This is a genomic window from Rhodoglobus sp. G.S.23, assembly GCF_056675935.1.
This window is the reverse complement of the sequence record NZ_CM155237.1, coordinates 906,585-933,085: the sequence shown is the minus strand read 5'-3', so window position 1 is coordinate 933,085 and position 26,501 is coordinate 906,585. Positions and strand designations below refer to the sequence as shown.

Sequence of the window (26,501 nt, the reverse complement as noted above, 5' to 3'; positions counted from 1 at the left end):
GTCTGCGACGCCCGCCTCTTGACAGAGTGTCAGTCGTCGCAGGCACACTGCTTTCATGACAAATATCGCGTTGTTTCACTCCGTTCTTGGCGCACGCCCTGGCTTTGATGATGCGGCCGAGCGGCTGCGAGCCGAGGGTCACAACGTCACCGCTGTCGATCAGTACGATGGCCGCACCTTCGACTCGTATGACGAAGCGAGCGAGTTCGCCGAAGCCATTGGTTACCCAGCGCTCATGAGTCTCGCCGCGCAGGCCGTCGAGCACCTGCCTGATGGTTTCATCACAGCAGGGTTCTCCAACGGTGGCGGCATGGCGGAGTACGTAGCGACCCAGCGAAATGTGGCTGGAGTTCTGATGTTCTCGGGTGCGTTAGATCTGTCGATGCTCGGCGTCGACGCCTGGCCCGCCGGGGTTCCCGCTCAAATTCACTACGCGCTCGATGATCCTTTTCGCAGCCAGGCCGAGATAGACGCGGTCACGCAATTGGTGCGCGCTGCGGGAGCGCCAGTCGAGGTGTTCGACTATCCGGGTGCCGGCCACTTGTTTACCGACAGCTCCCTGCCAGCAGAGTTTGACGCAGAATCCACTGAACTGCTGTGGTCCCGTGTGCTGCCGTTCTGCGCGTCGCCTCCGGCCTAGCGCGTAGCGTTCATTTTTCTGGTCCCGGGCTCAATAACGCACGAAGCCCCGCCGAGCAGGTCGGCGGGGCTTCTCTTGGTACTAAAGAAACTTAGATCGCCTGTGAGCGGTCCTCTACGAGTTCGCCACCATTGAACGTGACACCGATCTCGCGATAGTAGCCGCCGAGAATCTCTTCGACGGGCAGAATCGAGTGCAGTTCATCCCACTGCGAGTCACCCAAGTGAAGTTCCGCATCGCCCTTCCAGGTTTCGCCGATCTCAACATCAGTGCCACCCATGGTGATGAGCTGGTCGAGCGACATGCCGGCATCCTTGCTAATGGATGGCATGAACCGGCTGTGCAGCATCTTGTGCCCGTTGACAAAACCATTGCTCTCGGCAGGCTCGCGCAGCGTAACAACCGCGGACGCGAGGCGGTGATCGTAGGCCGCGATGGAGGCACCGAATTGGCCGCCGTTCTCGAGCTTTGGCGTTGCCTTGCCGGCATTGAACACCCGCGTGACCGCGATGTTGCCGAGCTTCTTGGGGTAACCCTGGAACCAACCACGGCCGATGGCGAAGTCTTTGTTCACCCAAATGGCGACGCAGCGGCTGTACACGATGCCCTTGTGCGAGCAACGCACAACCATGAACGCTTCGAGATACTGGGCGCGCACGGGGTCTAGCAGCTCGAGGCCGCCAGTGCTGCACGATTGCCAGTCAGCCCAGACGATGGCAACGGCGCCAGGCTGCTCAGGGGCAAGGTCAATATCGTCAGGAAGAATCGCGCGCACGTTTGCTGGATCGGTCAAATACTCGACAGTGAGTAGCGTTCCCGAGTAGTACCAGGGCATCTTCGGCACGAGCGAACTTGACCCTTGCGGGGTGAGCGGGGGAAGGAATCCTTTGAGTTCGGTCATGCGCCAGAGTGTAGCCCAAAACGGTTCGTATCCGAATGAATTTCCTAAATAGCTTGACTAAGACACCCTGTCTTCGCCATTGTTGTACCCAACTCGTTCGGATACGGACGACATTGATTGAGAACTCAACGAGGAGTTTCACCATGGCGCTTGACCAGAAATCCCAGGAAAGCCCCGATCGGACCCTGCGCAAAGGGCGACTCGGCGTAATCGGAATTGTCTTCTTTGTTGTGGCAGCAGCCGCACCGCTCGTCGGAATGACTGGCGCGGTACCCGTCGCCATCGTTCTTGGCAACGGAGCAGCAGCCCCCGGTGCTTACCTATTCGCGGGAATCATCCTTCTCTTGTTCAGCGTCGGCTATGCCGCGATGAGCCAGCGTGTAACCAACGCCGGAGCTTTCTTCGCGTACATCGGGCGCGGACTCGGTCGCAACGCCGGAATCGCAGGATCATTCGTTTCGGTGCTTGCCTACCTCACGATTCAGCTCGCAATCTACGGCTTCTTCGGCGGCGTCATGGCCGGCCAGGTCGGGCTGCTCCCCTGGTGGGGCTGGACACTTCTCGCCTGGCTCGTCGTTACCGCGCTCTCACTGGCGCGAGTCGACATCGGAGCCAAGCTGCTCGGTGTGCTGATGCTCGCCGAACTTACGGTGCTCATCATCGCGGCCGTCGCGATCCTCGCCGATGGTGGCCCAGAAGGGCTCAACTGGGCAGCATCCTTCTCCCCTGACCTGATTCTGGCCGGTGGCCTTGCCGGTTCCGCCGGAATCGCATTCGCCTTCGCCTTCGCATCGTTCATCGGATTCGAAGCAACTGCCATCTACGGCGAGGAAAGCAAGGACCCGAAGCGCGCAGTACCCCGCGCTACGTACCTCGCGGTTGGCCTCATCACGGTGCTCTTCGCGTTCACTGCATTCGCACTTGTCACCGGAATGGGCGCCTCAAACGTTATCGAAGAGACCCTTGAACGCTCGGCAGGTCTCGAAGACCCCGCCGCAGTACTGTTCACCCTTGCCAGCCAATATGTTGGCCCGTGGCTCGCAACGCTCATGAGCATCCTCGTACTATCGAGCCTGTTTGCTGGACTTCTCGCCTTCCAGAACGCGGCAAGCCGGTACCTCTTCGCCCTCGGCCGCGGTGGCGTCATCGCCAGCTCAGTCGGAACCGTGAACGGTCGCGGAGCTCCTGGCCGCGCATCCATCATCGTGTCGATCATCACCGGAATCGTGATGTTCCTCTTCGCTGTCTTCCAGCTCGACCCCATCGGCAACATGTTCTTCTGGTTCAGTGGCCTCGCAGTTGTAGCGATTGTGCTGATTGAAGCGCTCGTCTGCATCGCGATCATCCGCTTCTTCCTGCAGAACAAGGGCACCGAAAACATCTTCGTCACGATGATCGCGCCGATCCTGGCCTTCATCGGTCTCGTGCTCGCCGAGTACCTACTGATGTCGCGCTTCGGCCTCCTTGCCGGTGAACTCACGCTTAATGCCGGTGTTGACCCGACGGTCACCGCATTCGGACTCAACGCCTTCGGTTGGTTCCTCGTGCTCTCCCCATTCATCGTTCTCGTGATCGGCTACATCGTGTCGCTGACCCGCAAGAACCTCAACGAAGAACTACTGCAGGACGTTATTTCCTAACCTCTGCGCACGAAGGGCCTCGACACTGCGGTGTCGGGGCCCTTCGTAGTTAACAGGACAGGTGCGGCGTTGCGAGCTACGCAGTGGTTCGAGTTACGGGGTAGCGCCGGTCGCGACCGGTCGCTCGGGCTGGTTGGCCCACGCCGACCAGGAACCAGGAAAGAGCGCCGGTCGGAAGCCAGCAACGGTTAACGCCAGAGCATCGTGCGCCGCCGTAACTCCAGAGCCGCAATACACCCCAACCGCCCGATCGAGGCTGACACCGAGGGCCTCATAGCGCTCGCGCAACGTTTCGGGATCGAGGAAGTGACCAGCATCATTGAGGTTGCCCGAGGTGGGTGCGCTGATCGCTCCCGGGATGTGACCGGCTCGGGGATCGATTGGCTCGACCTCACCGCGGTAGCGCTCGCCCGCCCGCGCATCAAGCAGCACACCAGTCTCGGCAAGAGCGGCAGCGTCATCCGTGCTCAATACAGGTTCGTTGCCGGCACTCAGCGTTACCGTGCCGGGTTGAGCGTTCTTGATGTCAGCTAAACCTGCTGCGAGTGGATGCCAGGCCGCCGTCCACGCGGAAAGCGCACCATCGAGCACCCGCACGTTCTCGACACCCATGTAGCGCAGCAGCCACCAAGCGCGGCCCGCGGCGAGACTATTCCAGTCGTCGTACACAACAACGGTGTCGCCATCGTTGATCCCCCAGCGTCGCGCGACTGACTGGAAATCTGCCACAGCAGGAAGAGGATGGCGACCTTCGTGAGGTTCACCGTGACGCGCGAGTTCGGTATCAAGATCGACATAGACGGCTCCGGGAATATGACCCGCCTCATAGAGAGGTAGCCCGTCTGGTCCGCCCAAACTCCAGCGCACATCGAGAACACGAATGGGTGCTCCCCCACTGGCTGCGTCGTCGAGCAGCGTAGCGAGTTCATTCGCGGTGATGAGGGGATGAGGCATCCGATGCTCCGATCATTGGGGTGGTTCCATGATCGCACTCCGAGCAGTCATTCGCTGCGGTGAAATTGTGTTCCCGTCGACGCGACGAACGCAGCCGACGGGAACACAAGAACTCCTTAGATGCGGGGTTCGTCCCGACCGTCGGTGGCGAGGAGTTCCTCCTCGACGGCACCGCCATAGCCCTCCTTCTGAGGATCGCCGTGGAGACCGCCAGAGATTGCGTACTCCTCCTCAGGCGAAAGCACGAGACGCTTGCGACCGTAGAGGGCAAAGATGACGAGCATCACGATGTAGACCACCGCAATTGCACCGATGGCGGGGCGAGCGGGTTCGTTGATGAAGAACCCAAAGAAGATCGCCAACGAAAGAACGCCGGCGATGATCGCACCGGGAACACCCCAAGGGCTGCGGTACGGGCGGCTCGCGTTCGGGAACTTCTTGCGCAGGATCAAGAACGACACCATCTGCAGAACGTAAGCGATCACGGCACCCCACACGGCAATGTTCAGAACGATCGCACCGGCTACACCGTCGGCGCCACCGAGCGAATCAACAAGCACGAGCGCCACGTAGCCGATGATCGCGCCTACGAGCAGGGCGACCGCGGGAGTCTGACGCTTACCCGTGAGCGAAAGGAACTTCGGGTAGTAGCCAGCGCGAGACAGCGAGTACATGTTGCGCCCATAGGCGAACATGATTCCCTGCAGCGATGCGAGTAGTCCGATCAGTGCAAACAGGGCTAGAGCTGCAGCGGCCTGGTCGCCCACGATGGCGCGGAAGCCGTCGAGCAGTGGCTCGCCCGAGCTCGAAATCGTGTCGGCTCCGACGATGCCCGTGTTAAGGAACAGCACCAACAGTCCCGTGATGATCAGGGTTGTGCGTGCGATCAAACCAGCCTTGGGAATGTCGCGAACCGGGTCGTGTGCCTCTTCAGCGGCGAGAGGAAGTTCCTCAATGCCGAGGAAGAACCACATCGCGTAGGGAAGCGCGAACAGGATCGGAATCACGCCGTGCGGCAGGAACGATGACTGCCCAGGATCCGGAGCGATGTCGAACAGGTTGTCCCAGCTGAAAAGGCCGGAGAATGCTGCCATCGCCGAGAACACAAGAAGGATAGCGATCGAAATTACCGCAACAATGATCGCGAATTTGAAGGAAATCGCCGCACCCGCGGAGTTGAGGCCGATGAAGACGGCGTAGAGGATTAGCCACCAGACGGGGGTGGGAAGCGAGAAGTCCAACAAATTGCTTGTAATGAAATCTACATAGCCCGCAGAGAAGTAGACGATTACCGCGGTAGTTGCGACGTATTCGATTGTCTCAGCGAGGCCGGTGACGAAACCGCCCCAGGGTCCCATTGCTGCTCGGGCGAAGGAATACGCGCCTCCCGTATGCGGCATGGCCGAGGCCATCTCACCGATGCTGAAGATCATTCCGTAGTACATGAAGATGAGGAGTGCGAAAGCGATCAGCATTCCGCCGAAACCGGCAAAGCCGATTCCGAAGTTCCAACCGGAGAAGTCTCCTGAGATAACGGCGGCGACGGCGAGACCCCAAAGGCCCCAGATTCCGGCGGTGCGTTTGAGGGTGCGTTTTTCGAAATACCCGGCCTCAGCCGTGGTGTATTTCACCCCGGAGACGTTCAGTGTGTCTTTGGACATCCTGTTTCCTTTGCGCTCTGGTTGGGTGCAACGACGGGTCGGGCACACAACTCTGTGAGAATCCTTGCGATGACTATACGGCGATCAATGGTTGTTGACTACCCATAATCACGAGAATTTTGCCGGTTTGACGCGAGTATTGTGACCACATCCCTCGGGTATCTGTGTTCTAATGGTTGGAAAGTGCACCATTTGACTCGCTCAATGAGGAGAAGTTTATGACCGCCCACTCCGGAAACCTCACGCTCGATGAACTGTCGGCAGACGTCGCGTCCGGCGCGATCGACACAGTCCTCGTGGCATTCACTGACATGCAGGGGCGACTCGTGGGCAAGCGACTGTCGGCACGACTCTTTCTGGAGGATGCCGCCGCTCACGGTGCTGAGTGCTGCAACTACTTGCTCGCTGTAGACGTCGACATGAACACCGTCGAGGGCTACGCGATGTCGAGCTGGTCGCGCGGCTACGGCGACATGGTCATGGTGCCAGATCTGGCAACGCTTCGTCGTGCTCCCTGGCTCGTAGCCACTGCGCTTGTTACCGCCGACCTCCAGTGGCACGACGAATCGCCCGTCGCGCCCTCGCCCCGCCAGATTCTCAAAGCCCAGCTTGATCGTCTCGCCGAACGCGGCCTCGACACCTTCGTCGCTACAGAGCTCGAATTCATCGTCTTCGATGACAGCTACCGGGAGGCATGGAAGAAGGGCTACCGGGAGCTCTCCGCTGCCACCGACTACAACATTGACTACAACGTACTGGCGTCTACGCGCATGGAACCGCTGCTCCGCGACATCCGTAACGGTATGGATGGCGCCGGAATGTACTGCGAAGGCGTCAAAGGCGAGTGCAATCCTGGCCAGCAAGAGATCGGCTTCCGCTACGCCTCAGCACTCGACACCTGCGACAACCACTCGATCTACAAGAACGGCGCGAAAGAAATCGCCGACGCCCACGGTAAGAGCCTCACCTTTATGGCGAAGTACAACGAGAAGGAGGGCAATAGCTGCCACATCCACATCAGCCTGCGGGGAACGGACGGAACCGCAGTGTTTGCCGATAAGGATGCCGAACATGGCATGTCAAAAATGTTCCGCCATTTCATCGCCGGTCAACTCGCGGTCATGCGCGAACTCACTCTCTTCTCTGCCCCGAACATCAATTCCTACAAGCGCTATGTTCCGGGAAGCTTTGCGCCGACCGCGCTGGCCTGGGGGCTCGACAACCGCACTTGTGCGCTTCGCGTCGTCGGTCAGGGACACGGAATGCGAGTAGAGAACCGCGTTCCCGGCGGCGACGTGAACCAGTACTTGGCCGTCAGCGCCCTCATCGCAGCAGGGCTCTATGGGATCGACAATGAGCTCGAACTCGACGATGCCTACGAAGGTAATGCGTACACGAGCGACGTAGCCCGAGTGCCGTCCTCGCTACGGGAAGCCACCGAACTGTTCGCGGCCTCGACGTTCGCCAGGGAAGCCTTTGGCGATGAAGTGGTCGACCACTACCTCAACTACGCCGCCGTTGAGCTAGCGGCCTACGACTCGGCAGTTACCGATTGGGAAAAGGTGCGTGGCTTTGAGCGTCTCTGATCGGCCCGTTATCGGCCTGACTACCTACCTCGAACAAGCTCAGACCGGTGTGTGGGATGTTCCCGCCGCGTTTCTACCGAAGGCCTACTTCGAGGCGGTCACTCGCGCTGGCGGCATCGCGGTGCTACTTCCACCACAGCCCGTGAGCCCAGAAATCGCCCGTCGGGTGCTTCAAGGGCTTGACGGACTCATCATCACCGGGGGCAAAGACTTCGACCCAGCGCGCTATGGCCAAGAACCGCACCCGACCACCGACGAACCTCGACTCGACCGCGACGCGTGGGAAGACGAACTCGTTCGCCAAGCGCTCGATGCCGACCTGCCGTTCCTTGGCATCTGCCGTGGTGCTCAAGTGCTCAACGTCGCCCTCGGTGGCACCCTGCACCAGCACCTACCTGACGTCGTTGGCCACGGAAATTACCAGGTGGGTGGCGGCATCTTCAGCCATCTTCCCGTCGAGATAGAAGCCAATTCGCAGATCGACCAAGTGCTCGGCGGTCAAGCTGAGCCTCTTGTTGTTCCGCTCTATCACCACCAAGCAATCGATCGCCTCGCCGACGGACTCGTCGTCACGGCACGCACGAGCGACGACGTGATTGAAGCTGTCGAACTGCCGTCGGCAACCTTCGCGGTCGCCGTTCAATGGCATCCCGAGGCAGCACCAGAAGACATCCGACTGTTCGAAGGGCTCGTCGAAGCGGCCCGTCACTACCGAAAGGCTCTCGCGTGAGCACCTACACCGTCATCAACCCAGCGACTGAGGCCGAGATCGGCACAGTCGATCTGCTCGATATCGAAGCGACGGATGCGGCAATCGCCCGTGCCGCCGTCGCCCAGAAGGCGTGGGCTCGCGTCTCGCCCGCCGACAAGGCGCTGATGTTGCGCCGCTTCGCGCAGACGGTAGACGGCGACCTCGAAAATCTTGCTGCACTGGAGGTCAGCAACTCCGGGCATCCGATCTCGCAGGCTCGCTGGGAAGCCGGCCATGTGCGCGACGTTCTCAACTATTACGCTGCAGCCCCTGAGCGGATGTTCGGCCAACAGATTCCCGTCGCTGGCGGCCTCAACGTGACTTTCCACGAGCCCCTCGGAGTCGTTGGAGTCATCACCCCGTGGAACTTTCCCATGACGATCGCGGCGTGGGGATTCGCTCCAGCACTGGCCGCCGGAAACGCCGTTGTACTGAAGCCTGCCGAGTGGACACCGCTCACGAGCATCCGACTGGGCGAACTCGCTCTCGAAGCCGGCCTTCCCGAGGGACTGTTCCAGGTTCTACCCGGCAAGGGTTCCGTCGTCGGCGAGCGCTTCGTCACCAACCCCACCGTGCGCAAAATCGTTTTCACCGGGTCGACCGCTGTGGGCAAACAGATTATGGCCGGATGCGCGGACCAAGTGAAACGGGTCACGCTCGAGCTCGGCGGAAAGAGCGCCAATATCGTGTTCGCGGATGCCGACCTGGAGAAGGCAGCCGCTGCAGCACCCTACGGAGTTTTCGAAAATGCTGGCCAGGATTGCTGCGCCCGCAGCCGCATCCTCGTCGAACGCAGTGCTTACGACCGTTTCATGGAACTTCTTGAGCCTGCCGTTGCCGGCGTGCGCGTTGGCGACCCCAATGACGAAGCGACCGAGATGGGTCCGCTGGTTTCAGCCAAACACTTGGCTTCGGTGCAGTCGTATGTGCCCGCGGATGCGCCCGTCGCGTTCCGCGGAAACGCCCCGGACGGGCCAGGCTACTGGTTCGCGCCCACCGTACTCACCCCTGAATCGCGCCAGGACCGCTGTGTCACCGACGAGATCTTCGGGCCCGTCGTGACGGTGCTGCCGTTCGACGACGAAAACGATGCACTCCAATTGGCCAACGATTCTGAATATGGGCTCTCTGGTTCTATCTGGACGAGGGATGTCAGCCGAGCCATCCGGGTGTCTCGCGGCGTCGAAGCCGGCAACCTGTCGGTCAACTCGCACTCGTCAGTACGTTATTCGACTCCGTTTGGCGGCTTCAAGCAATCCGGCCTCGGCCGCGAACTCGGCCCCGATGCACCACTGAACTTCACCGAAACCAAAAATGTTTTCATCGCCGTCGACTGACAAATTCACCCCTTCCCACTCAAGGAGCACCGAATGAGCATCACCCCTATCGACCTCACGCAGCGCCTCGCCGGCAAAGTCGCCGTCATCACCGGCGGCGCGAGCGGAATCGGTCTCGCCACTGCGCGCCGATTCGCTGCCGAGGGTGCAACCGTCATCATCGGTGACATGGACGAGACAACAGGTCTCGCGGCCGCTGAGCTTGTTGGTGGCCACTTCATCAAGGTCAACGTAACCAACGAGGAACAGGTGAATGCGCTGTTCGACACCACCGCCAGCACGTACGGGTCAGTCGACATCGCTTTCAACAACGCCGGAATTTCACCGCCGGAAGACGACTCGATCGTCACTACAGAGTTGCCGGCGTGGGAGAAAGTTCAAGACGTCAACCTCAAGTCGGTTTACCTCTGCTGCCGTGCAGCCCTCCGCCACATGGTCAAGCAGGGCAAGGGGTCGATCATCAACACGGCATCCTTCGTCGCTATCATGGGATCAGCGACCAGCCAGATTTCCTACACGGCGTCTAAGGGTGGCGTGCTAGCGATGAGCCGTGAGTTGGGCGTGCAGTTTGCCCGGGAGGGAATTCGAGTCAATGCACTCTGCCCCGGCCCCACGAGCACTCCCCTCCTCCAAGAGCTTTTTGCCAAGGACCCTGAACGGGCCGCTCGCCGTCTCGTCCACATCCCGATGGGCCGCTTCGCTGAGGCAGAAGAACTTGCTGCCGCGGTTGCGTTCCTTGCTAGCGATGACTCATCGTTCATCACCGCGTCGACATTCATCGTTGATGGCGGCATCAGCTCTGCCTACACGACGCCCCTGTAATGGATGAGCCGACCGGTCTCCACGGCGAGTTGCTGCTGCGCCCTGTGCGTGGGGGCAACTCGTTCGAGGAGACCGTTCAGCGCCTCCTTCAAACAGTTCGTCTTGGGCTCGTCGCTCCCGGCGAACGGTTGCCCGCCGAACGGGAACTCGCAGCGATGCTTTCGGTCAGCAGGGACACCGTGCGCGACGCTATTGCTTCGCTCAGCGACGCTGGCTACTTAGTTTCTCGTCGGGGACGCTACGGGGGAACGTTCGTCAGCGATGTTCTGCCGACACATATTCCCGGAACAGCTCACGACGATGCGCTCGAACCGGCACGCGACCTTTCCCCGGAAGCTATCGAAGACACGCTGACCCTGCGAGAAATTCTTGAAGTCGGAGGGGCGCGCCACGCAGCGGGTCGCGCCCTCACCCAAAGCGAGCGCGAACTGCTGTGGCTGAGTCTTGCTGAGGCGAATGCCGCCACCGATGAGGAATATCGCCGCCTTGATTCGCGCTTCCACCTCATGATCGGCGAACTTGCCGGATCTGCCTCACTGACACCGCTCATCGCAGACGTGCGCATGCGGGTGAACGAACTACTCGACAACATTCCCTCGCTCGGCCCCAACATCGCGCACTCGAACTCTCAGCACGAGCAGATCGCTATCGCTATCCTGACCGGGCGACCTGACGCCGCGGCACAAGCAATGAGCGAACACCTAGCAGGGACTGCTCTCCTGCTACGCGGGTTCCTCGAGTAGCAGTTACTCGTCACCAATTCGGTCTCCTGTCGTGCCCGCTACTCAGAAATCGGGCATACGCTGAAGGCATGCTCACCCCACCTGAAGCCGCAAAGGTTCCTACCGAACGCATCCAGCATGGCGACCACTATGTCGACAATTACGAGTGGATGCGCGACAAAGAGAGCCCCGAGACCCTCGCGCATCTCCATGCCGAGAATGCCTTCACATCGGCCCGCACAAGTCACCTCAGTGTGTTGCAAGAGCAGATCTTTGAGGAGATCAAGGCCCGCACGCAGGAGACCGATCTGAGCGTTCCGGTTCGCCGGGGTCAGTGGTGGTATTTCAGCCGCACTGAAGAGGGCAAGCAGTACCCGATCCACTGCCGCGCACCGATCGCGGATGCCACTGACTGGACTCCCCCGACGATTGCCGAGCCTGCTGCTGGTGCGGATGCTGCTGGCGTTCCCGCCACGCTCCCGGGCGAGCAAATACTCCTCGACGACAACATCGAAGCTGAGGGTCACGACTTCTTCAGCCTTGGCTCGTTCTCGCTCAGCGACGACGGAACCCTGCTGCTCTACGGCGTCGACACTGAGGGCGATGAGCGCTACACGTTGCGCGTGCGCCAACTCGTTGACTCCGCTGCGGCAAGCACCGCGAGCAGCGCCACTGACGCGGACGCCGTCATCCGCTTCAGTGCAGCCAATGACCTGCCTGACGAGATTCCGGGCACCGCGGGCGGCGCGCTTTGGGATGCCACGGGCAAGTATGTCTTCTATACGACGGTTGATGATGCGTGGCGCCCCGATACCGTCTGGCGCTACGAGCTGGGCACTGCTGCGGCATCCGCGGTGCAGGTTTTTCATGAACCTGACGAAAGTTTCTGGGTGGGCGTTGGTCGTTCACGCAGTGGCAAGTATGTGGCGATCGAGGCAGGCTCGCGCCTGACGAGCGAGGCGCGACTGCTCGACACGAGCGACCCGACCGGCGAGTTCGAGATTGTCTGGCCGCGCGAAGTTGGCGTTGAGTACGACGTCGAGCATGTTGTGGTTGGCACGCAAGATCGACTGCTGATTGTGCACAACAAGGACGCAATTAACTTCGAATTGGTCAGTGTTGCGGCGGCGGATCCCCTCGGCGAGCGCCGCGTGATCCTCCCCCACAACGAAGCAGTGCGCCTCGAGGGTGTGGATGCCTTCAAGGACTTCGTGGCAATCGAGTACCGTCGTGAAGGCCTCACTCGTGTGGCGATCGCAATCGTTCCGAAGAATGGCGGACGGTACGAAGACATTCCCCACGAGCTGAAGTTCGACGACGAACTCTTCACCGTTGGCCTCAGCTCAAACCCCGAGTGGAACCAGCCGAGCATCCGCCTCAGCTATGGCAGCTTCGTGACACCGACGATCGTGTACGACTACCTCGTAGATGACAACGAGCTTGTCATGCGCAAACAGCAGCCGGTGCTTGGCCGCTTTGACCCCGCGCTGTATACCCAACGTCGAGAGTGGGCCACCGCCTCCGACGGAACTCGCGTGCCGATTTCACTCGTCTACCGCAACGACCTTGTGGTGCCAGGAACCCCAGCACCGACCGTGCTCTACGGTTACGGGTCCTATGAGATCAGCATCGACCCCGGCTTCGCTGTCGGCCGCCTCAGCTTGCTCGACCGCGGCATAGTCTTCGCTGTCGCTCACGTGCGCGGTGGTGGCGAACTGGGTCGCACGTGGTACGAGGGCGGCAAAAAGCTCCACAAGCGCAACACGTTCACCGACTTCGTGGCGTGCGCCCATCACCTCATCGACACCGACGTGACCGCCAGTGACCGCCTCGTCGCTGAGGGCGGAAGCGCCGGCGGCTTGCTCATGGGCGCCGTCGCGAACCTTGCACCGCAACTGTTCTCGGGTATCCTCGCGGTCGTCCCCTTCGTTGACCCCCTCACCTCGATCCTCGATCCATCGCTGCCGTTGACGGTCATCGAATGGGATGAGTGGGGTGACCCCCTCCACAATGAGGAGGTTTACTACTACATGAAGTCGTACTCCCCCATCGAGAACGTGCACGACACCCACTACCCGCGCATCCTTGCAGTGACGTCGCTCAATGACACCCGCGTGCTCTACGTCGAGCCAGCCAAATGGGTTGCCCGACTGCGCGAAGTGGGGGCGGATGCTCTGCTCAAGACCGAGATGGCGGCCGGCCACGGCGGCGTCTCCGGTCGCTACGACGCGTGGCGCGAACGTGCCTTCAACTACGCGTGGATGGTGGATGTGACGCGCGACTCGCGAGGCTGATCGCGCTCTCCACAGGCGGACTAGCGCGCTATTCGGTCCACCACTCGTCGTACATTGACACGGGAACGGTGCGCTTGTGGCGCGTGTTGAGGTACTTCGTCTCGATCTCCACGGCGACGTCGGCAGGCACGTCGCGGCCCTCGAGGTAGTCGTCGATTTGGTCATAGGTGACGCCGAGGTTGGCTTCGTCGGCCTGGCCCGGCGTGTGGTCGAGCAGGTCAGCGGTGGGAACTTTTTCGTAGAGGCGCTCTGGCGCCCCTAGCTCAACGAGAAGCTGCTTGCCCTGACGTTTAGTGAGCGCCGTGAGAGGCAAGAGGTCGGCACCGCCGTCGCCGAACTTGGTAAAGAAGCCCGTGACTGCTTCGGCCGCGTGGTCTGTTCCGACTACAAGGTAGCCGAGCTGCCCGGCGATGGCGTATTGCGCCACCATGCGCTCGCGAGCCTTCACGTTGCCCTTGTTGAAGTCCGTTATTGGCTCCCCCAGGGCATCCGCAAACTCGGCTGCGATGCCGTCGACGGCTCGCTGGATGTTGAACGTCACTTCGCGGTCCGCTTCAATAAAGTCGAGCGCCAGTTGCGCATCGTCCTCGTCGTGCTGCACCCCGTGCGGCAGTCGGACGGCCACAAACTGTGCCTCGGCACCCTCCGCGCGCAGCTCTGCAACGGCGAGTTGGCACAGTCGGCCGGCGAGCGAGGAATCCTGCCCGCCGCTGATCCCCAACACGAGACCCTTGGCGTGTGATGCCTTCAGGTATTCCTTGAGAAAGTCGATGCGCATGCGGATCTGCTCACCAGCGTCGATCGTGGGTTGGGTGTTCAAGTCGTAGATGATGCGCGCCTGCAACGGAGTCATACGTTAAATCTAACCCTGCGACACCTCATTAGGATTGTTCACTTTTGCTGCGCCGCGAACTAGCTGCGGGTTAGTCTGAAACTGTTACGCCCACGAAACACAGGAGCCCAGGATGATCGACCAACTACTTCGCCCCAAGGTTGCCTTCTGGGCGGGAGCTGCCCTTACGCTCGCCAGCTTCATTGTGTTTAACTTTCTGCTTCCGGCCCTGTACCTCGCCATACAGTCGATCTACTTCCCCATGACCCAGCAGTTCGTCGGGGCTCTCACCGCGGGGGTTGAATCTCTCGGCCAACTTGCACGCCTTTTCGGCCCCGCTTTGGTGGTTGGTGCGCTCATCCTTCTGAAGATCGAACGTTCGGCTGCAACAACGCCCCTCGCCTAGATCTACGAGGCGTCTGAAACTCGCGCGTGAACTAGCCGAGCTCTTGCGCAATTTCCCAAGGAAGCCCTGACGGGTCAAGAAACACCGCAGTGCGGCGGCCCCACGGTCGATCAATGGGGCCGTTGACGAGGTCAACGCCCCGCTCGCCCAGAGCAGCACACACGGCATCTACATCGGCCACATTCACCGTCAACATCACGGATGCCGCGGCCCCCGATTTCGCGATCGGTTCTGGTGTTACGAGCGCTGGGGCTTCTGTTCGCGCCAACACGTTGATCACGATGGCACCGATGCGCAGTGCGACCGAGACTTCGTCTTCGAAGAGGATGGGCGCCCCAAACACTGTCGTGTAAAACTCCCGAGATGCCGGAATGTTATCGGAGAACACGGTAATGGCTTCAACATTGTCAAGCGAGCTGATCATTGGTCTTCCCTTTCCTTAGCAACGCAATCTCCAGAACATTACTCAGGCATGGTGGTCCCGGCCGGTTTTACATAGCTGCGCACGAATCCCGAGTCCCGGAGTGGGCACCACTTTAACCCCGAGCAGCAGTTAACCGTGAGTCACGTTGACGATCGTGCAGGGGCGGGGCACACTTCGTCAATTCGTTGGCAATTCTTGGCTGTCTCGACCGATTGCGCGTACGTTTCATAGAAGCTGGTTCGCTAGAGGAGGATGTCGACTGCCTATGGGAGACTCTCTGCGCCGCCTCAGCATTGTCGTACTTCTCGTGGTTGCCTGCGCCGGAAGCGTTCCCTCCCTTGCTGTTCCCGCTTCAGCTACCGTCCCCGTGTTAGCGGCTGCAGCGGGGAGTGCCCATTGGCCTACTCACGCCGCAGGATATGCGACGCCGATGACCACACCGGTAACGGCAATCGATGATCCGACCGATCCCGTCGCCCCCGTTCCCGGAGAGACAACCCCAACCCCCGCCCCTGTCCCTACGGGCGCACCAACGACCACTCTTCCTCCGGTTTCAACGCAGACTCCGACTCCGACACCGACAGACACTCAGGCGCCGACCCCGACCGATAGCCCAACGCCTACCGAGACGCCCGCCGTTGACGAAGCGGACGAAGTCATCCCCCTCCCGTCGATTCCGCCCAGTATCGCGACCACAAACGTGTCGCTCACGTCACTGCTCATTGCAGTCGCTGTGCTCGCCGGCAGCATCCTCGTACTGTGGCTTGTGCTTCGTCGACGTTCCAGCGCCGCTGCAGCCACCACCGCGACCTCGTCACTCACCCGGGCACAGCCTGCGACCATCGTGCTCGATTCACTGGCGGATGTCGGCGAAGTCATGATCGATAGCGGCTACCCCGTGAGTATGGTGCGGACCGCCTTGCACGATGTTGCAACCGCGAACGGGTACTCCTCAGCGGAAGTCGTTGTCTTCCCGACAGCGCTGTTTGTATCGCTTGATGACAACGGCGCCACTCTTACGCGAGCAGTATCGGCCGGCGGGCAGTCCTACCTCCTCCACCAGGTAGACGTAATTGATCGCGTAGTGAAAGTGGGTCGGGTTCGTTCCGGTTCGAGCGCGTGGGTCACGCGGCAGCTGACGAAAATGCGGGAGCTCGCACCGCCATTCACCAGCGCCCAACGCGTGCTCGCCTATGCCCTCACCACCGGCGCAATCTCCGTGCTCCTTGGCTCATCCTGGCTCGGAGTCCTCATCGCGGCACTCTTAGGCGCCGGCGTCGGCACACTACTCTTACTCAGCGAACATCTACCGGCAAGCTTCAACGCCCTCGTGATCGTCGGCGCGGCCCTCGGATCGTCACTGATCGTGCTGCTGGCTGCCCGTGCCGCAGATGATCCTGGAGTCCTGCCTTCTCTGGTGGCTCCGGTCGTCATCTTGCTCCCCGGAGGTCTACTGACCACCGCCGTCATCGAGCTTGCCACCGGGCACATCATGTCGGGGTCCGCACGCGCAGCTGCGGGAGCAATGCGACTGTTGCTGCTCGCCGTAGGGATCGTCTCCGCCGCAGCCCTCGTCGGCGTTCCCGCACTCGAGCTCACCGCCACCAGCGAACCGCTGGGCCCCATCGCACCCTGGGTTGCTGTTGCCGTGTTCGGCGTCGGGATCACCATCTACCAGTGCGCCCGACCAACATCGATTCCGTGGATCCTGCTCGTGCTCTACGTTGCCTACGGCGCGCAGGTGATCGGTGACGTGCTCTTCGGCGGAGTGCTTTCCGCGCTCATCGGCGCGATCGCCATGACTCCGGTTGCCGTACTCGTGGCCAGACACCGCACCGGCCCTCCCGCGATTGTTAGCTTCCTTCCGGCATTCTGGTTGCTCGTGCCTGGCGGGCTCGGACTCGTCGGAGTCACCGAGGTACTGGGCGGAAACGATGGCAGCAGCACCTTGATCACGATGCTCGGCACCATGATCGCCATCGCCCTCGGTGTGCTCATCGGACTCGCCGCATCCAGTGCATTCCGCGATCGCAGACTGCCGAACCTTTTCGATTTCCTCGAACCTGTTCCTGACGCCGACCGTGAGACGCAACCGGTTCCGACTAAGACGCCGCGCCAGACGAAGGATCCCGAGAACACGTAAGTCGCCCAGGCACCGATCTCGCTCATGTCACTTGCGTCGCTTAACGCAAAAGTCCCGGTCTCTTTCGAGACCGGGACTTTTTACGTGGTTGCGGGGACAGGATTTGAACCTGCGACCTCTGGGTTATGAGCCCAGCGAGCTACCGAACTGCTCCACCCCGCGGCGTGCTTAAAGACTAACACAGGGTGAACGGTGCCAAAACCGAACTCAGCGGGCTCGCAGTGTGCTGCGGCCCGCTGAGTCAGAATCGGCTACTGGATTGCGGCGATTGCCCGCTCGATTGCGGCGACCATTTCCTTGTCAGCTTCCGCTGCGGCAACGAGGTCGTTAGCGGCGTAGGCGGCGTTGCGGTCAGCAAGTGCTGCCTTGTAGTCAGCAAGTGCCTTGTCGAGCACGGGGTTGTCACCCGGCGTTACTGGGTCGACAGGCGCATCCGGATCAACAGGGGCATCGGGGTCAACGGGAACTTCAGGATCTACCGGAACCTCACCATCGCCAGCTTCAGCACCAGAGTCTCCACCGAACAAGGTGTCGAGCGCCTGATCGAGAGTGTCCTCGAAGGCAATCTCATCACCGAATGACACGAGAACCTTGCGCAGTAGCGGGTACTGCGTTCCGCTCGTTGACTGCACGTAGACGGGCTGCACGTAGAGCAGTCCCCCACCAACCGGCAGCGTCAGCAAGTTACCGAGCTTAACCTCAGTCTCACCGCGCTGGAGCAGAGCCAACTGGTTGGCAACAATGGTGTCAGTGTTGAAGCTGTTCTGCACCTGACCTGGACCCGGGATGGTGTCCTTCTTCGGCAGGTTCAGCAGGGTCAACTTGCCGTAGTCGGGCCCAGCATCCGAGTTCGCCGTGAGGTAACCGGTGAGAACGCTTCGTGTTGCGTCCGCGCTTCCCTTAGGAATGAACGTCGAGTAGAGCGTGAATGCGGGGTCTTCCGTTCCCGGTACCTGCATTGTCAGGTAGTAGGGCGGCTGAAGCGAACCAGTTGTCGAAACCGGGTCTTCAGGGCTGACCCACTGGTCATCACTCGAGTAGAACGAGCCGGCATCCGTCACGTGGAAGGAACCCAGAATCTCGCGCTGCGCCTTGAACAGGTCAGAGGGGTAGCGCACGTGATCCAACAGTTCAACGCTCATGTCGCTCTGCGGAAGCAAAGTGTTCGGGAAGATCTTGTTCCACGTCTTCAGAACAGGATCAGCGTCATCCCAGGCATACAACTTCACCGAGCCGTCATAGGCGTCAACAGTCGCCTTGACCGAGTTGCGGATGTAGTTGATGTCATCGAGCGCAAACTGTGGTGCCGGTGTGTTGGTGTCGGCAATCGCGCTAGACAGTTGCTCGACCTGTGAGTAAGGGTAGTTTGCGCCCGTCGTGTAGCCGTCGACGATCCATACAATGCGACCGTCCACAATGGCCGGGTACACGTCTCTATCGACGGTGAGGTACGGGGCAACCTTCTTGACGCGGTCGAGAGGTTCACGGTCATACAGAATCTGCGACTTCTCAGTAACAGCTGACGAAAGGAAGATCTGCTCCGACTGGAACTTGATCGCATAGACAAGCTTCTTGAAGATGTTGTCTAGTACCGGTCCGCCGTCACCCTGGAACGTGGTAGTCGCATTCTGGTTGCTATCTTCGCCACCGGACGGGTAGTCGAGCTCAATGTCGTCTGAGCCTTCAGGCGCACCAACGATCGAGTACTCCGGAGACTTCTCACCGAAGTAGACACGAGATTCGAAGTCGCCTAGTGCACCGGTGCTGGGGATGCCAGACTGCAGGAAGACGGGCTGGCCGTCAGCGGCACGCTGGTTACCGAAAGCCGCAACGACGCCATAGCCATGGGTGTAGACGACAGCATTGTTGTACCACGATTGCGAATCGCCAAGTCCAGACTGGTTGAGCTCGCGGACCGCAATAACGGTGTCTTGAGTTTCGCCATCAATTTCGTAGCGGTCGACATCGAGGTGGCTGTCGAACTGGTAATACTGCTTGAACTGCTCGAGCTGGGCAAAGGCCTGCGGCGCGATAGCAGGGTCAAGAATTCGAATATTCGCCGTGGTCGTTGCGTCTTCACGCAACGCCCCTGGTTCAGCATCGGTAGTGGCGCTATAAGGAATCTCTTCGACATCAGCGACACCGTACGCGTCTCGAGTTGCCTGAATGCTTCGATCGATATATTCGGCCTCGTAGGTGCGCGCGTTGGGATCTACCTGGAAGCGCTGAACGACCCACGGGTAAAGGTTTCCGACGACGAGACCGCTGATCAGCAAGAGTGCTGTACCGATCATGGGCAGTCGCCAGCGGCCGATGATGGCCGTAACAATGAAGAGAATCGCGACGATTGCCGCGATGCCGGCGAGAATCGCGCGACCGGGGATGGTGGCATTCGCTTCGGTGTAGCTTGCACCGGTTTGCAGGAAGCCTTGGCTCGCCGAATACAGCGTCGTGTACTGGTCAAGCCAGATGCTGACGGCCTGAAGGGCGAAGAAGAGGCCTGCAGTAATCGCCAACTGGATGCGTGCCGAACGCGAAATGCGAACCTCACGACCATGCACGCTGAGAGCACCGTAGAGGTAGCTCGTAGCAAGCGCTCCGACGAAGGAAACCAGCAGCACTGCTGAAGCGAAGCCAACGATGCCGTGATACATCGGCAGTTCGTAGAAGTAGAACCCGATATCAAGGTTGAACTGGGGATCAACTTCGCCGAATGACGTGCGGTTCAACCACTGAAGAGCCACAGGCCAGCTACCGGCTGCCGAGACGCCACCGAAGATTCCCAAGAGCACGGGGATGCCGACCATGGCGAGCTTGCGCAGCGGCTCAACAACCTGCTGGTAGCCCTCGAGTTGCGCATTGAGTTTCGCGTAGATCGGGCGAGCGCGGAAGGCAACGAGCAGGCTGATACCCACTGGAACTGCCATCGCCACAAATCCGATGACGAACATTACGGCGTTGGCGATCCACTGGGTGGTGAGCACCTCAAGATACCCAGCCTGGTCAAACCAGAGAACGTCCGCATAGAGATTGGAGAACAAGAAGAAAGCAACAACAATGACGGCGAGAATTATCGCCGTAATCGTAAACGCAGACCTCGTCTTGCTCGGTGGGGCTGATCGGGTTTGGCTCGACACAGTACTTCGCTCCTGAAATTGGGGGCCTAGAGGTATCTTAAAGGTCTTTCATGGGCGTAGGGCAGATAATCGCTCTCAGCGTGACTCTCGGCAAAGCTCAGGGCAACGATCACTCAGTTGCGCTCAGCTTGCATCGCACGACGGTAGCCCGGCTCCGCTTAGCCCAGCACGAATGCTGGCAAGCGCAACGAGGGCATCGTTGAGATCGTCGATTGCATAAACGGTGAGGCCCTTGGGGATGTTTCCCACAACCTCATCGCAGTTTTCGATGGGCGCGAAGAAGAAGCTCGCTCCTGCTCCACGGGCTCCATACATCTTTTGTTGGATTCCACCGATGGGGCCCACATCGCCGCTTGCGGTGATTGTTCCGGTGCCCGCGATTTCTTCGCCGCCGTTGATTGCACCGGGGGTTAGCTTGTCAATGATCCCGAGCGCAAACATCATTCCCGCACTCGGACCGCCAACGTTTTCCAACTGAATTTTGACATCAACGGGGAAGTTATAGGCACTACCGACAATTACCCCAATTACTGCAATCGGATCGTCACCCTCGGTGAAGGTCGGGATGATTTCTTCCGTCTGCTCTTCGCCATCACGTTCAAAGACCACCGTGGCTGGCTTCGTCGTGCCATTCGCGGCAATCTCATCGCGAAGGCCGGTGACGTCAGCGAAAGTCTCGTCGTTTACTGAACGGATGATGTCGCCAGCCTGCAGCACGCCATCCGATGGTCCACCTGCGCTCGTCTCAGCAACCGTGAGCGTTGCATCGAATTCGTAACCGCGTTCAGAGAGGGCGGCAGCGATCGCTTCCTGCTGCGAGCTTTCCATCTGGATACGGCCAGCTTCGGTCGACTCTTCGATGGTCACGCCGACCGGATAGACAGCTTCGACGGGCACAATGGCGCGACTGCGATCGAAGAAAGCTGCGCCAACCTCGAACCAGCTGAGTGGTGAATCCGGGTTTCCCCGCACGTTCACGGTGAGCATGTCGAGCGCGCCCTTAGTGGGATACGTCGTCTCGACCGGGATCTGGATGAGCGGCACCTGCGCGCCCTCGATTTCTACGTCACCCAAGGTGTCGTAGACGGGGCCGGGTTGCTCGATGATGTACGGCGATGGAACGAGTGTTGCTAGCAGCGTGCCGATGAGCGCAACACTGAGAATCAGCCATCCTAGCCAGCCACTTCGGGCGCGGCGCGATGACGGTTCGGGACGATTATCAGTAAACAGGGCCACCTAGGTCCTTACGGGGTGGAAGCGGTGTTCGCCACAGGCGCACGGTAAGAGTTACTAGCCTAGGTCAAAACTCAGCCGCGCACGGCATCGAGCGAGTAGCGTTAAAACATGGCTGACGATGCTGACAACAATTCCGAAGACGAGTTCCGCGACATGATGCGCGAGTTCCTCTCCGGTGATGGTGAAATCGATCCGGCGAAACTTGCTGCCGCCGCGGGGCTCCCGAACGACCCCGCCATGATCCAACAATTGCTCAGTCAACTGCAGAATGCCTTAGGCAAGAGCGGCGATGGGATCAATTGGGACATCGCCCTAGAGCAAGCCAAGAACCTTGCTTCTCAGAGCACCGTGGTTTCCCTTCCCGCCGAGCGTTCCAAGCTCGAGCAGGCGCTCCACGTTGCATCGCTCTGGCTCAATGAGGTCACAGATATCTCCGAACTCACGGTAGAACCTAAGCTTTTGAGCCGCAGCGAATGGGTATCAATCACGATGCCGATTTGGACCCAGCTTGCCGAGCCGGTGGCAAACTCAATCGCCAATTCCCTCACCGATGTTCTCAAGCAGAACGCGCCAGAAGAGATGAACGAAATGCTTTCCGGCGCAAGCAAGGTGATGCGCGACATCGGCGGCACTCTGTTTGCTATGCAACTTGGCCAGGTCGTCGGCCAGCTCTCGAGCGAAGTCGTTTCTGGTGGCGACATTGGCATCCCGTTGCTCGATGAACAGCAAGCAGCTCTTATCCCGCAAAGCGTCTTCGCTTTCGGCAATGGCCTCGACATTCCCGATGAAGAGGTGCACCTGTATTTGGCAGTGCGAGAGCTTGCTCACGCCAGGCTGTTTCGGCACGCACGGTGGCTTCGACTGCAATTGCTCACGTCGATCACGGCGTACGCCCACGACATCCACATTGATTCGGATGCGATTGCTGAGCTTGCGAGCGGTTTCGACCCGAATAATCCTGAAGAGCTGCGCGACGCTATGACTAACGGTTCGCTGATTCCACCGAAGAGTGAAGAGCAGCGCGAAGCACTTGAACGGCTAGAGACCGTTCTTGCACTTGTCGAAGGATGGGTGGATGTCGTTACCGCCGCAGCGACCACGCGCTTGCCTGCCCGCGGTGCGATCGCCGAGACCGTGCGTCGACGCCGAGCATCCGGTGGACCTGCAGAATCCGCCTTCGCTACTCTCGTCGGCCTCGAGCTTCGACCACGCCGGTTGCGTGAAGCAGCCGCGATGTGGCAACACGTCAGCGACGAACTTGGTGCAGAGATGCGCGATTCGCTCTGGTCACACCCCGACGTGATGCCGACAGCCGCAGACATTGACGACCCCGCTGCCCTTGTTGCTCGACTCCGTGACGGTGGCAGCACGCCAGACGACATCGATCAGGCCATCGACGCGCTTCTTAACGACGAATCCGGAGACCGCCCCCACGAGGGCGACAACTCCTAATTCACGAGCCGGGTAGCGCCGACATCGGGAACTCTCGCTGCGCTGTGGAATCTTCGCGCTGACCGCTCGGACAGTGTGCACAATGGGCACATGATCCTGCGAGTAGACCCCCGACTACCACTGGTGTGGCGCTCCCCCACGAGCGCCCAAATCGGCATTGACCCTCCCGCCGTCGTACTGGCCCATGTCACCGACGCGCAAGAAAAGATTCTCTCCGCTCTCGTGGCTGGCATCAGTCGTAGCGGTCTCGGCATGCTCTCCAAATCACATCCTGCTGATTGCGACGACCTGCTCGACGCCCTCTCTGGCGTGCTCGTCGCGACACCGCCTCAGTCACCAAGCGCCAACGTTGCTGTACTCGGTGTTGGTTCCTTGGCCGAATCGATTGCCCGTGTTCTCGCCGCTAGCGGAGTGAACGTTCGTGTCGCTGAGCACGCGGATGAGTTGGTCGACCCCGATCCTGATCTCGCGATTATGGTTGGCCACTACGTAATCGCCCCCTCGGTGCATTCGCATTGGTTGCGACGGGATATACCTCACATCCCCGTGGTGATTTCAGACTCTGGCGCCGAGATCGGCCCAGTAGTCACTCCTGGAATCACCGGATGCCTCCTCTGCGTCGAGCTTCACCGTCGCGATGCCGATGCAGCTTGGCCCGCTATTGCCACTCAGCTGATGGGGCGGTCTTCCCACGCAGAAACGCCGGTGCTCATTGCGGAAGCTGCGGCAGAAGCGTGCCGGATGGCGCTTCATCGTTTGGGTCGCGTCGGCTACACCGTCTTTGATCAGACGCCGGCCGACGCAACATCATCGGTGCGCATCGATCACTCAACGGGGCGGCGTGATGAAAGCTTGCGGTTCCGTCACCCCGAGTGCGGATGCCAGCAAATTGGCGCCGTGGCTAGGGTTGTGAACGATCGCGCACATCGTCCAGAAAGCGACTGGGGGCACGACGCCCAGCCCGACCTGTTTGTGCGCTAGCTGACCAAGACATCCCGAGTGATCGGCGTGCACGAGTAATTCCGACGTAGAGCAACCGTCGCTCTTCGTCGATCGCTTCGGGGGTGCGGGCATAGCTAATCGGTAGCAGGCCCTCGTTGAGCCCGACAATGTGCACGCAATCCCATTCCAAGCCTTTTGCCGAGTGCAGGGTGGCGAGGTTTACTGCGGAGCGCAATGGTTCATTGTTGCTGCTCTGACGGTCAACAAGGTCGGCCACAAATTCGCGAAGAGTCATCTCTTCTGGTGCATCCTCGGCTAGGCGCATGATCACGTTGAGAGATTCCCACCGGTCCCGAACAGCACCAGCACTCTGAGGAGGTTCTTGCGACCATCCGATAGATCTCAAAACATCGCTGACTGACTTGAAGAGTGGCTCTGTTGCTGTCGTAATGGAGGCTCCGCGCAACAGCATGATCGCTTCTTTGACCTCGCGCTGGTCAAAGAAGCGGGTTGCTCCGCGAACAAGGAATGGCACCCCAGCTGCAGCTAGCGCAGCCTCGATTGGTTGCGACTGAGCGTTGATGCGGTAGAGCACCGCAATCTCTTCAGGGCTGGTTCCGGCCGCAATCTGCCCCGCAATGGTCTCCGCAATGGCAGTCGCCTCAGCTTGATCATCGTCGTAGGCGGTAACTGCAGGGATCCCGGAGTGTTCTTTCGTCGCCGACTGCAGGGTTAGCGCCCCCGGCTGATTCGCCATCAGTTTGTTCGCCGTGTGCACGATCTCGGGAGTTGACCGGTAGTTGCGTTCGAGTCGCAACACGATTGCGTTGTCATGCTGCGAGGCGAAACGCAGCAGGAAGTCAGGGCTTGCTCCCGCAAAGGAGTAAATAGTCTGGCTGACGTCGCCAACCACACAGAGATCATCACGGTCTCCCACCCACAATCGCAGCAGCTCATGCTGAAGTGGCGAAACGTCCTGATACTCATCAACGACAAAAAAGCGGTATTGCTCACGCACTTGCTGCGCGATACGAGGTTCCGCTTCGATCATTCCGGCCGCGGCAAGAAGTACATCTTCAAAGTCAATCTGGCGGCGGGCATCCTTGGTGGATTCATACGCTGCCTGCAACGCGACCATGCGGTCAACGGTGAGCGCTGCCGGCATTGTTCGTTCAGCGTTTCCATACTGCTCGATCGACATGCGGGAGGTCTTGCGCCATTCAATCTCCGCCGCAACATCGCGAAGAGTGGCGGTGTCGAGCTTGATTTTTAGAGAGTCGGCGGCATGCGCGATCATCCGCGCCTTGCCCTCAAGCAGTCTCGGCATGGTTCCGCCGATAGTTTGCGGCCAAAACGCGTTGAGTTGAGAGAGTGCTGAAGCGTGAAATGTTCGAGCGGAAACGCCTTCCGCGCCCAAGCTGCGAAGGCGGCCCCGCAGTTCACCGGCGGCGCGGTTCGTGAAGGTGAGCGCCATAACTCGACCCGGAGGATAGACACCGGTGGCAACCCCATAAGCGATGCGGTGAGTGATCGCTCGAGTCTTTCCCGTTCCGGCGCCGGCGAGAAGACAGACCGGCCCTAGGAGGGCTTCGGCAGCCTGCCGCTGGCCCTCATCGAGCGCGTCGAGTAGTTCGTTTGCTTCTAGAGTCACGGTTGCTCGTCAATCGGCTGGCCGTACCAGTGCTCGATGATGGCGCGAGCAATAGACGAATGACCCGGCAGGCGGATCTGAGTTAACGACGCAGCGAGTTCGTCCCGGCTGAACCAACGCAGGTCGAGGATTTCGGTTCCGTCTGGGGTTCCTAGCCCAGTGAATCCTGGAGCGACTGAGGCTGTGAATCCGAGCATGAGTGATGCCGGGAATGGCCAGGGCTGGCTGCCCAAATAGACCGGGTCGACTACTGGCACTCCCGATTCTTCAAGGATTTCGCGCTGAACGGCCGACTCCAGTGACTCTCCAGGCTCGACGAATCCGGCGAGGAGGGAGTAACGGTTCGACTCCCAGAGGGCGTTGGAACCCAATAGGAGCCTGTCGTTCTGATCCGTGACGCCGACGATGATGGCGGGGTCGGTTCGCGGAAAAACTTCGAGCTTTGACGCGACATCACGGCGCACCCATCCGGCCTTTTCTACGACAGTCGGCTCTCCGGTCCGCGGAGAAAAGAGGTGCGAAGAATGCCAGTTCAATATCGCCAGAGCTTCGGTAAAGAGTCCGGCATCCCGGTCGCTCAATTGGGTAGCGATGGAACGTAAATTGCCCCAGTTTGCTTCGGCGAAATGCCCGGCGTCCTGAAGCTCGACGGTCACGATCGGGGTGCCAACGGGCTCAGGGCTCGTGGTCGACATCGACCGTCCCAAGTAGACGACAGTATGGCCGCGATCGATTGCATCCGGACGTAGCAGAGCGAGCGAACCATCAGCCGCGAGCAGTGCGGAACCGTCAAATATCGGCAAAACTCTCGTAGCCGGATCGCGCCACAAGCGGTCGAGAAGTCGAGGGTCTTCTCTCGCAAGGTGGTCACGATCAATTTCATATCGCGATAGTGGCAGGCGTGAAAGAAAAGCCTGTGACATGTATCGACCCCGTCCCAAGTGCGTGGCGTGCGGCAAATGCGCGTCTG

21 protein-coding genes and 1 tRNA gene are annotated in these 26,501 nt (G+C 60.1%); 12 read left to right on the top strand and 10 right to left on the bottom strand.

Going from position 1 to position 26,501, the window contains the following annotated elements:
• Positions 1 to 55 precede the first annotated feature (55 nt).
• A complete protein-coding gene (locus AC1ENN_RS04455) occupies positions 56 to 640 on the top strand; it encodes a dienelactone hydrolase family protein (RefSeq protein ID WP_449648581.1) in 585 nt (194 codons plus the stop codon).
• Positions 641 to 731: 91 nt separating this feature from the next.
• Here the strand turns inward: AC1ENN_RS04455 and AC1ENN_RS04450 are convergent, their stop codons facing one another.
• Entirely contained in the window at positions 732 to 1,541 is an 810-nt protein-coding gene (locus AC1ENN_RS04450) for an acetoacetate decarboxylase family protein (RefSeq protein WP_449648582.1), read from the bottom strand.
• Positions 1,542 to 1,684: 143 nt separating this feature from the next.
• Here AC1ENN_RS04450 and AC1ENN_RS04445 point away from each other — a divergent pair, with 143 nt between their 5' ends.
• Entirely contained in the window at positions 1,685 to 3,181 is a 1,497-nt protein-coding gene (locus tag AC1ENN_RS04445; RefSeq protein WP_449648583.1) for an APC family permease, read from the top strand.
• 93 nt (positions 3,182 to 3,274) lie between these two features.
• On the opposite strand, the gene AC1ENN_RS04440 is transcribed toward AC1ENN_RS04445, so the two are convergent.
• Together AC1ENN_RS04440 and AC1ENN_RS04435 are read right to left on the bottom strand one after the other, a co-directional pair.
• Positions 3,275 to 4,135, bottom strand: a complete 861-nt coding sequence (locus tag AC1ENN_RS04440) for a sulfurtransferase (RefSeq protein WP_449648584.1) — start codon at positions 4,133 to 4,135, stop codon at positions 3,275 to 3,277.
• A 116-nt stretch (positions 4,136 to 4,251) separates the two neighbouring features.
• Positions 4,252 to 5,796: an amino acid permease gene (locus AC1ENN_RS04435; protein WP_449648585.1), complete on the bottom strand. Its 1,545-nt coding sequence runs from the start codon at positions 5,794 to 5,796 to the stop codon at positions 4,252 to 4,254.
• A gap of 218 nt (positions 5,797 to 6,014) precedes the next feature.
• Here AC1ENN_RS04435 and AC1ENN_RS04430 point away from each other — a divergent pair, with 218 nt between their 5' ends.
• The 6 genes from AC1ENN_RS04430 (at position 6,015) to AC1ENN_RS04405 (ending at position 13,308) form a co-directional block, all read left to right on the top strand.
• Positions 6,015 to 7,382: a glutamine synthetase family protein gene (locus AC1ENN_RS04430; RefSeq protein WP_449648586.1), complete on the top strand. Its 1,368-nt coding sequence runs from the start codon at positions 6,015 to 6,017 to the stop codon at positions 7,380 to 7,382.
• Complete coding sequence (locus tag AC1ENN_RS04425) at positions 7,363 to 8,112, top strand: gamma-glutamyl-gamma-aminobutyrate hydrolase family protein (RefSeq protein ID WP_449648587.1); 750 nt, start codon at positions 7,363 to 7,365, stop codon at positions 8,110 to 8,112. The genes AC1ENN_RS04430 and AC1ENN_RS04425 overlap by 20 nt, the downstream gene beginning before the upstream one ends.
• The gene (locus AC1ENN_RS04420; protein WP_480406762.1) at positions 8,109 to 9,470 is read left to right on the top strand and encodes an aldehyde dehydrogenase family protein; all 1,362 of its coding nucleotides are present in this window, start codon (positions 8,109 to 8,111) and stop codon (positions 9,468 to 9,470) included. Before AC1ENN_RS04425 ends, AC1ENN_RS04420 begins: the two co-directional genes overlap by 4 nt.
• Positions 9,471 to 9,503: 33 nt before the next feature.
• Positions 9,504 to 10,292 (top strand): 3-oxoacyl-ACP reductase, encoded by a 789-nt coding sequence (locus AC1ENN_RS04415; RefSeq protein ID WP_449648589.1) that lies wholly within the window; start codon positions 9,504 to 9,506, stop codon positions 10,290 to 10,292.
• Positions 10,292 to 11,035, top strand: coding sequence for a FadR/GntR family transcriptional regulator (locus AC1ENN_RS04410; RefSeq protein WP_480406761.1), 744 nt, complete (start codon positions 10,292 to 10,294; stop codon positions 11,033 to 11,035). The genes AC1ENN_RS04415 and AC1ENN_RS04410 overlap by 1 nt, the downstream gene beginning before the upstream one ends.
• 68 nt (positions 11,036 to 11,103) lie before the next feature.
• Positions 11,104 to 13,308 (top strand): S9 family peptidase, encoded by a 2,205-nt coding sequence (locus AC1ENN_RS04405; protein WP_480406760.1) that lies wholly within the window; start codon positions 11,104 to 11,106, stop codon positions 13,306 to 13,308.
• 28 nt (positions 13,309 to 13,336) lie between these two features.
• Here AC1ENN_RS04405 and nadE read toward each other — a convergent pair whose 3' ends face one another.
• On the bottom strand, positions 13,337 to 14,161 hold the full coding sequence (gene nadE, locus AC1ENN_RS04400) for an ammonia-dependent NAD(+) synthetase (protein ID WP_480406759.1): 825 nt from the start codon (positions 14,159 to 14,161) through the stop codon (positions 13,337 to 13,339).
• 112 nt (positions 14,162 to 14,273) lie between these two features.
• Here nadE and AC1ENN_RS04395 point away from each other — a divergent pair, with 112 nt between their 5' ends.
• A complete protein-coding gene (locus AC1ENN_RS04395; RefSeq protein ID WP_480391915.1) occupies positions 14,274 to 14,546 on the top strand; it encodes a hypothetical protein in 273 nt (90 codons plus the stop codon).
• A 31-nt stretch (positions 14,547 to 14,577) separates the two neighbouring features.
• Here the strand turns inward: AC1ENN_RS04395 and AC1ENN_RS04390 are convergent, their stop codons facing one another.
• A complete protein-coding gene (locus AC1ENN_RS04390; RefSeq protein ID WP_480391914.1) occupies positions 14,578 to 14,970 on the bottom strand; it encodes a VOC family protein in 393 nt (130 codons plus the stop codon).
• Positions 14,971 to 15,235: 265 nt separating this feature from the next.
• Between AC1ENN_RS04390 and AC1ENN_RS04385 the strand changes: the two genes are divergently transcribed.
• Positions 15,236 to 17,113 carry a threonine/serine exporter family protein gene (locus AC1ENN_RS04385; protein WP_480391913.1) on the top strand — a complete coding sequence of 626 codons (1,878 nt, stop codon included), beginning with the start codon at positions 15,236 to 15,238 and terminating at the stop codon, positions 17,111 to 17,113.
• Between the two features lie 85 nt (positions 17,114 to 17,198).
• Here AC1ENN_RS04385 and AC1ENN_RS04380 read toward each other — a convergent pair.
• The 3 genes from AC1ENN_RS04380 to AC1ENN_RS04370 all read right to left on the bottom strand — a co-directional run bounded on the left by AC1ENN_RS04380 (position 17,199) and on the right by AC1ENN_RS04370 (position 21,486).
• Positions 17,199 to 17,275 (bottom strand) — tRNA-Met (locus AC1ENN_RS04380).
• A gap of 89 nt (positions 17,276 to 17,364) precedes the next feature.
• Complete coding sequence (locus tag AC1ENN_RS04375; protein WP_480406758.1) at positions 17,365 to 20,250, bottom strand: UPF0182 family membrane protein; 2,886 nt, start codon at positions 20,248 to 20,250, stop codon at positions 17,365 to 17,367.
• A gap of 123 nt (positions 20,251 to 20,373) precedes the next feature.
• Entirely contained in the window at positions 20,374 to 21,486 is a 1,113-nt protein-coding gene (locus AC1ENN_RS04370; RefSeq protein WP_480406757.1) for a YlbL family protein, read from the bottom strand.
• Between the two features lie 108 nt (positions 21,487 to 21,594).
• Here AC1ENN_RS04370 and AC1ENN_RS04365 point away from each other — a divergent pair, with 108 nt between their 5' ends.
• Together AC1ENN_RS04365 and AC1ENN_RS04360 are read left to right on the top strand one after the other, a co-directional pair.
• Positions 21,595 to 22,938: a zinc-dependent metalloprotease gene (locus AC1ENN_RS04365; RefSeq protein ID WP_480406756.1), complete on the top strand. Its 1,344-nt coding sequence runs from the start codon at positions 21,595 to 21,597 to the stop codon at positions 22,936 to 22,938.
• Positions 22,939 to 23,028: 90 nt separating this feature from the next.
• Positions 23,029 to 23,919 (top strand): hypothetical protein, encoded by an 891-nt coding sequence (locus tag AC1ENN_RS04360; RefSeq protein ID WP_480406755.1) that lies wholly within the window; start codon positions 23,029 to 23,031, stop codon positions 23,917 to 23,919.
• Here the strand turns inward: AC1ENN_RS04360 and AC1ENN_RS04355 are convergent.
• Complete coding sequence (locus AC1ENN_RS04355) at positions 23,840 to 25,531, bottom strand: ATP-dependent helicase (RefSeq protein WP_449648600.1); 1,692 nt, start codon at positions 25,529 to 25,531, stop codon at positions 23,840 to 23,842. The genes AC1ENN_RS04360 and AC1ENN_RS04355 overlap by 80 nt on opposite strands.
• Positions 25,528 to 26,454, bottom strand: coding sequence for an NAD(+) diphosphatase (gene nudC / locus AC1ENN_RS04350; protein WP_449648601.1), 927 nt, complete (start codon positions 26,452 to 26,454; stop codon positions 25,528 to 25,530). Before nudC ends, AC1ENN_RS04355 begins: the two co-directional genes overlap by 4 nt.
• Positions 26,455 to 26,501: the final 47 nt, after the last annotated feature.

Coding starts and splice junctions, on each gene's coding strand:
- AC1ENN_RS04450 (WP_449648582.1), bottom strand. CDS start 1,541: ATGACCGAACTCAAAGGATTCCTTCCCCCGCTCACCCCGCAAGGGTCA.
- AC1ENN_RS04415 (WP_449648589.1), top strand. CDS start 9,504: ATGAGCATCACCCCTATCGACCTCACGCAGCGCCTCGCCGGCAAAGTC.
- AC1ENN_RS04385 (WP_480391913.1), top strand. CDS start 15,236: ATGGGAGACTCTCTGCGCCGCCTCAGCATTGTCGTACTTCTCGTGGTT.
- nadE (WP_480406759.1), bottom strand. CDS start 14,161: ATGACTCCGTTGCAGGCGCGCATCATCTACGACTTGAACACCCAACCC.
- AC1ENN_RS04360 (WP_480406755.1), top strand. CDS start 23,029: ATGATCCTGCGAGTAGACCCCCGACTACCACTGGTGTGGCGCTCCCCC.
- AC1ENN_RS04440 (WP_449648584.1), bottom strand. CDS start 4,135: ATGCCTCATCCCCTCATCACCGCGAATGAACTCGCTACGCTGCTCGAC.
- AC1ENN_RS04430 (WP_449648586.1), top strand. CDS start 6,015: ATGACCGCCCACTCCGGAAACCTCACGCTCGATGAACTGTCGGCAGAC.
- AC1ENN_RS04390 (WP_480391914.1), bottom strand. CDS start 14,970: ATGATCAGCTCGCTTGACAATGTTGAAGCCATTACCGTGTTCTCCGAT.
- AC1ENN_RS04410 (WP_480406761.1), top strand. CDS start 10,292: ATGGATGAGCCGACCGGTCTCCACGGCGAGTTGCTGCTGCGCCCTGTG.
- AC1ENN_RS04405 (WP_480406760.1), top strand. CDS start 11,104: ATGCTCACCCCACCTGAAGCCGCAAAGGTTCCTACCGAACGCATCCAG.
- AC1ENN_RS04455 (WP_449648581.1), top strand. CDS start 56: ATGACAAATATCGCGTTGTTTCACTCCGTTCTTGGCGCACGCCCTGGC.
- nudC (WP_449648601.1), bottom strand. CDS start 26,454: ATGTCACAGGCTTTTCTTTCACGCCTGCCACTATCGCGATATGAAATT.
- AC1ENN_RS04365 (WP_480406756.1), top strand. CDS start 21,595: ATGGCTGACGATGCTGACAACAATTCCGAAGACGAGTTCCGCGACATG.
- AC1ENN_RS04445 (WP_449648583.1), top strand. CDS start 1,685: ATGGCGCTTGACCAGAAATCCCAGGAAAGCCCCGATCGGACCCTGCGC.
- AC1ENN_RS04395 (WP_480391915.1), top strand. CDS start 14,274: ATGATCGACCAACTACTTCGCCCCAAGGTTGCCTTCTGGGCGGGAGCT.
- AC1ENN_RS04435 (WP_449648585.1), bottom strand. CDS start 5,796: ATGTCCAAAGACACACTGAACGTCTCCGGGGTGAAATACACCACGGCT.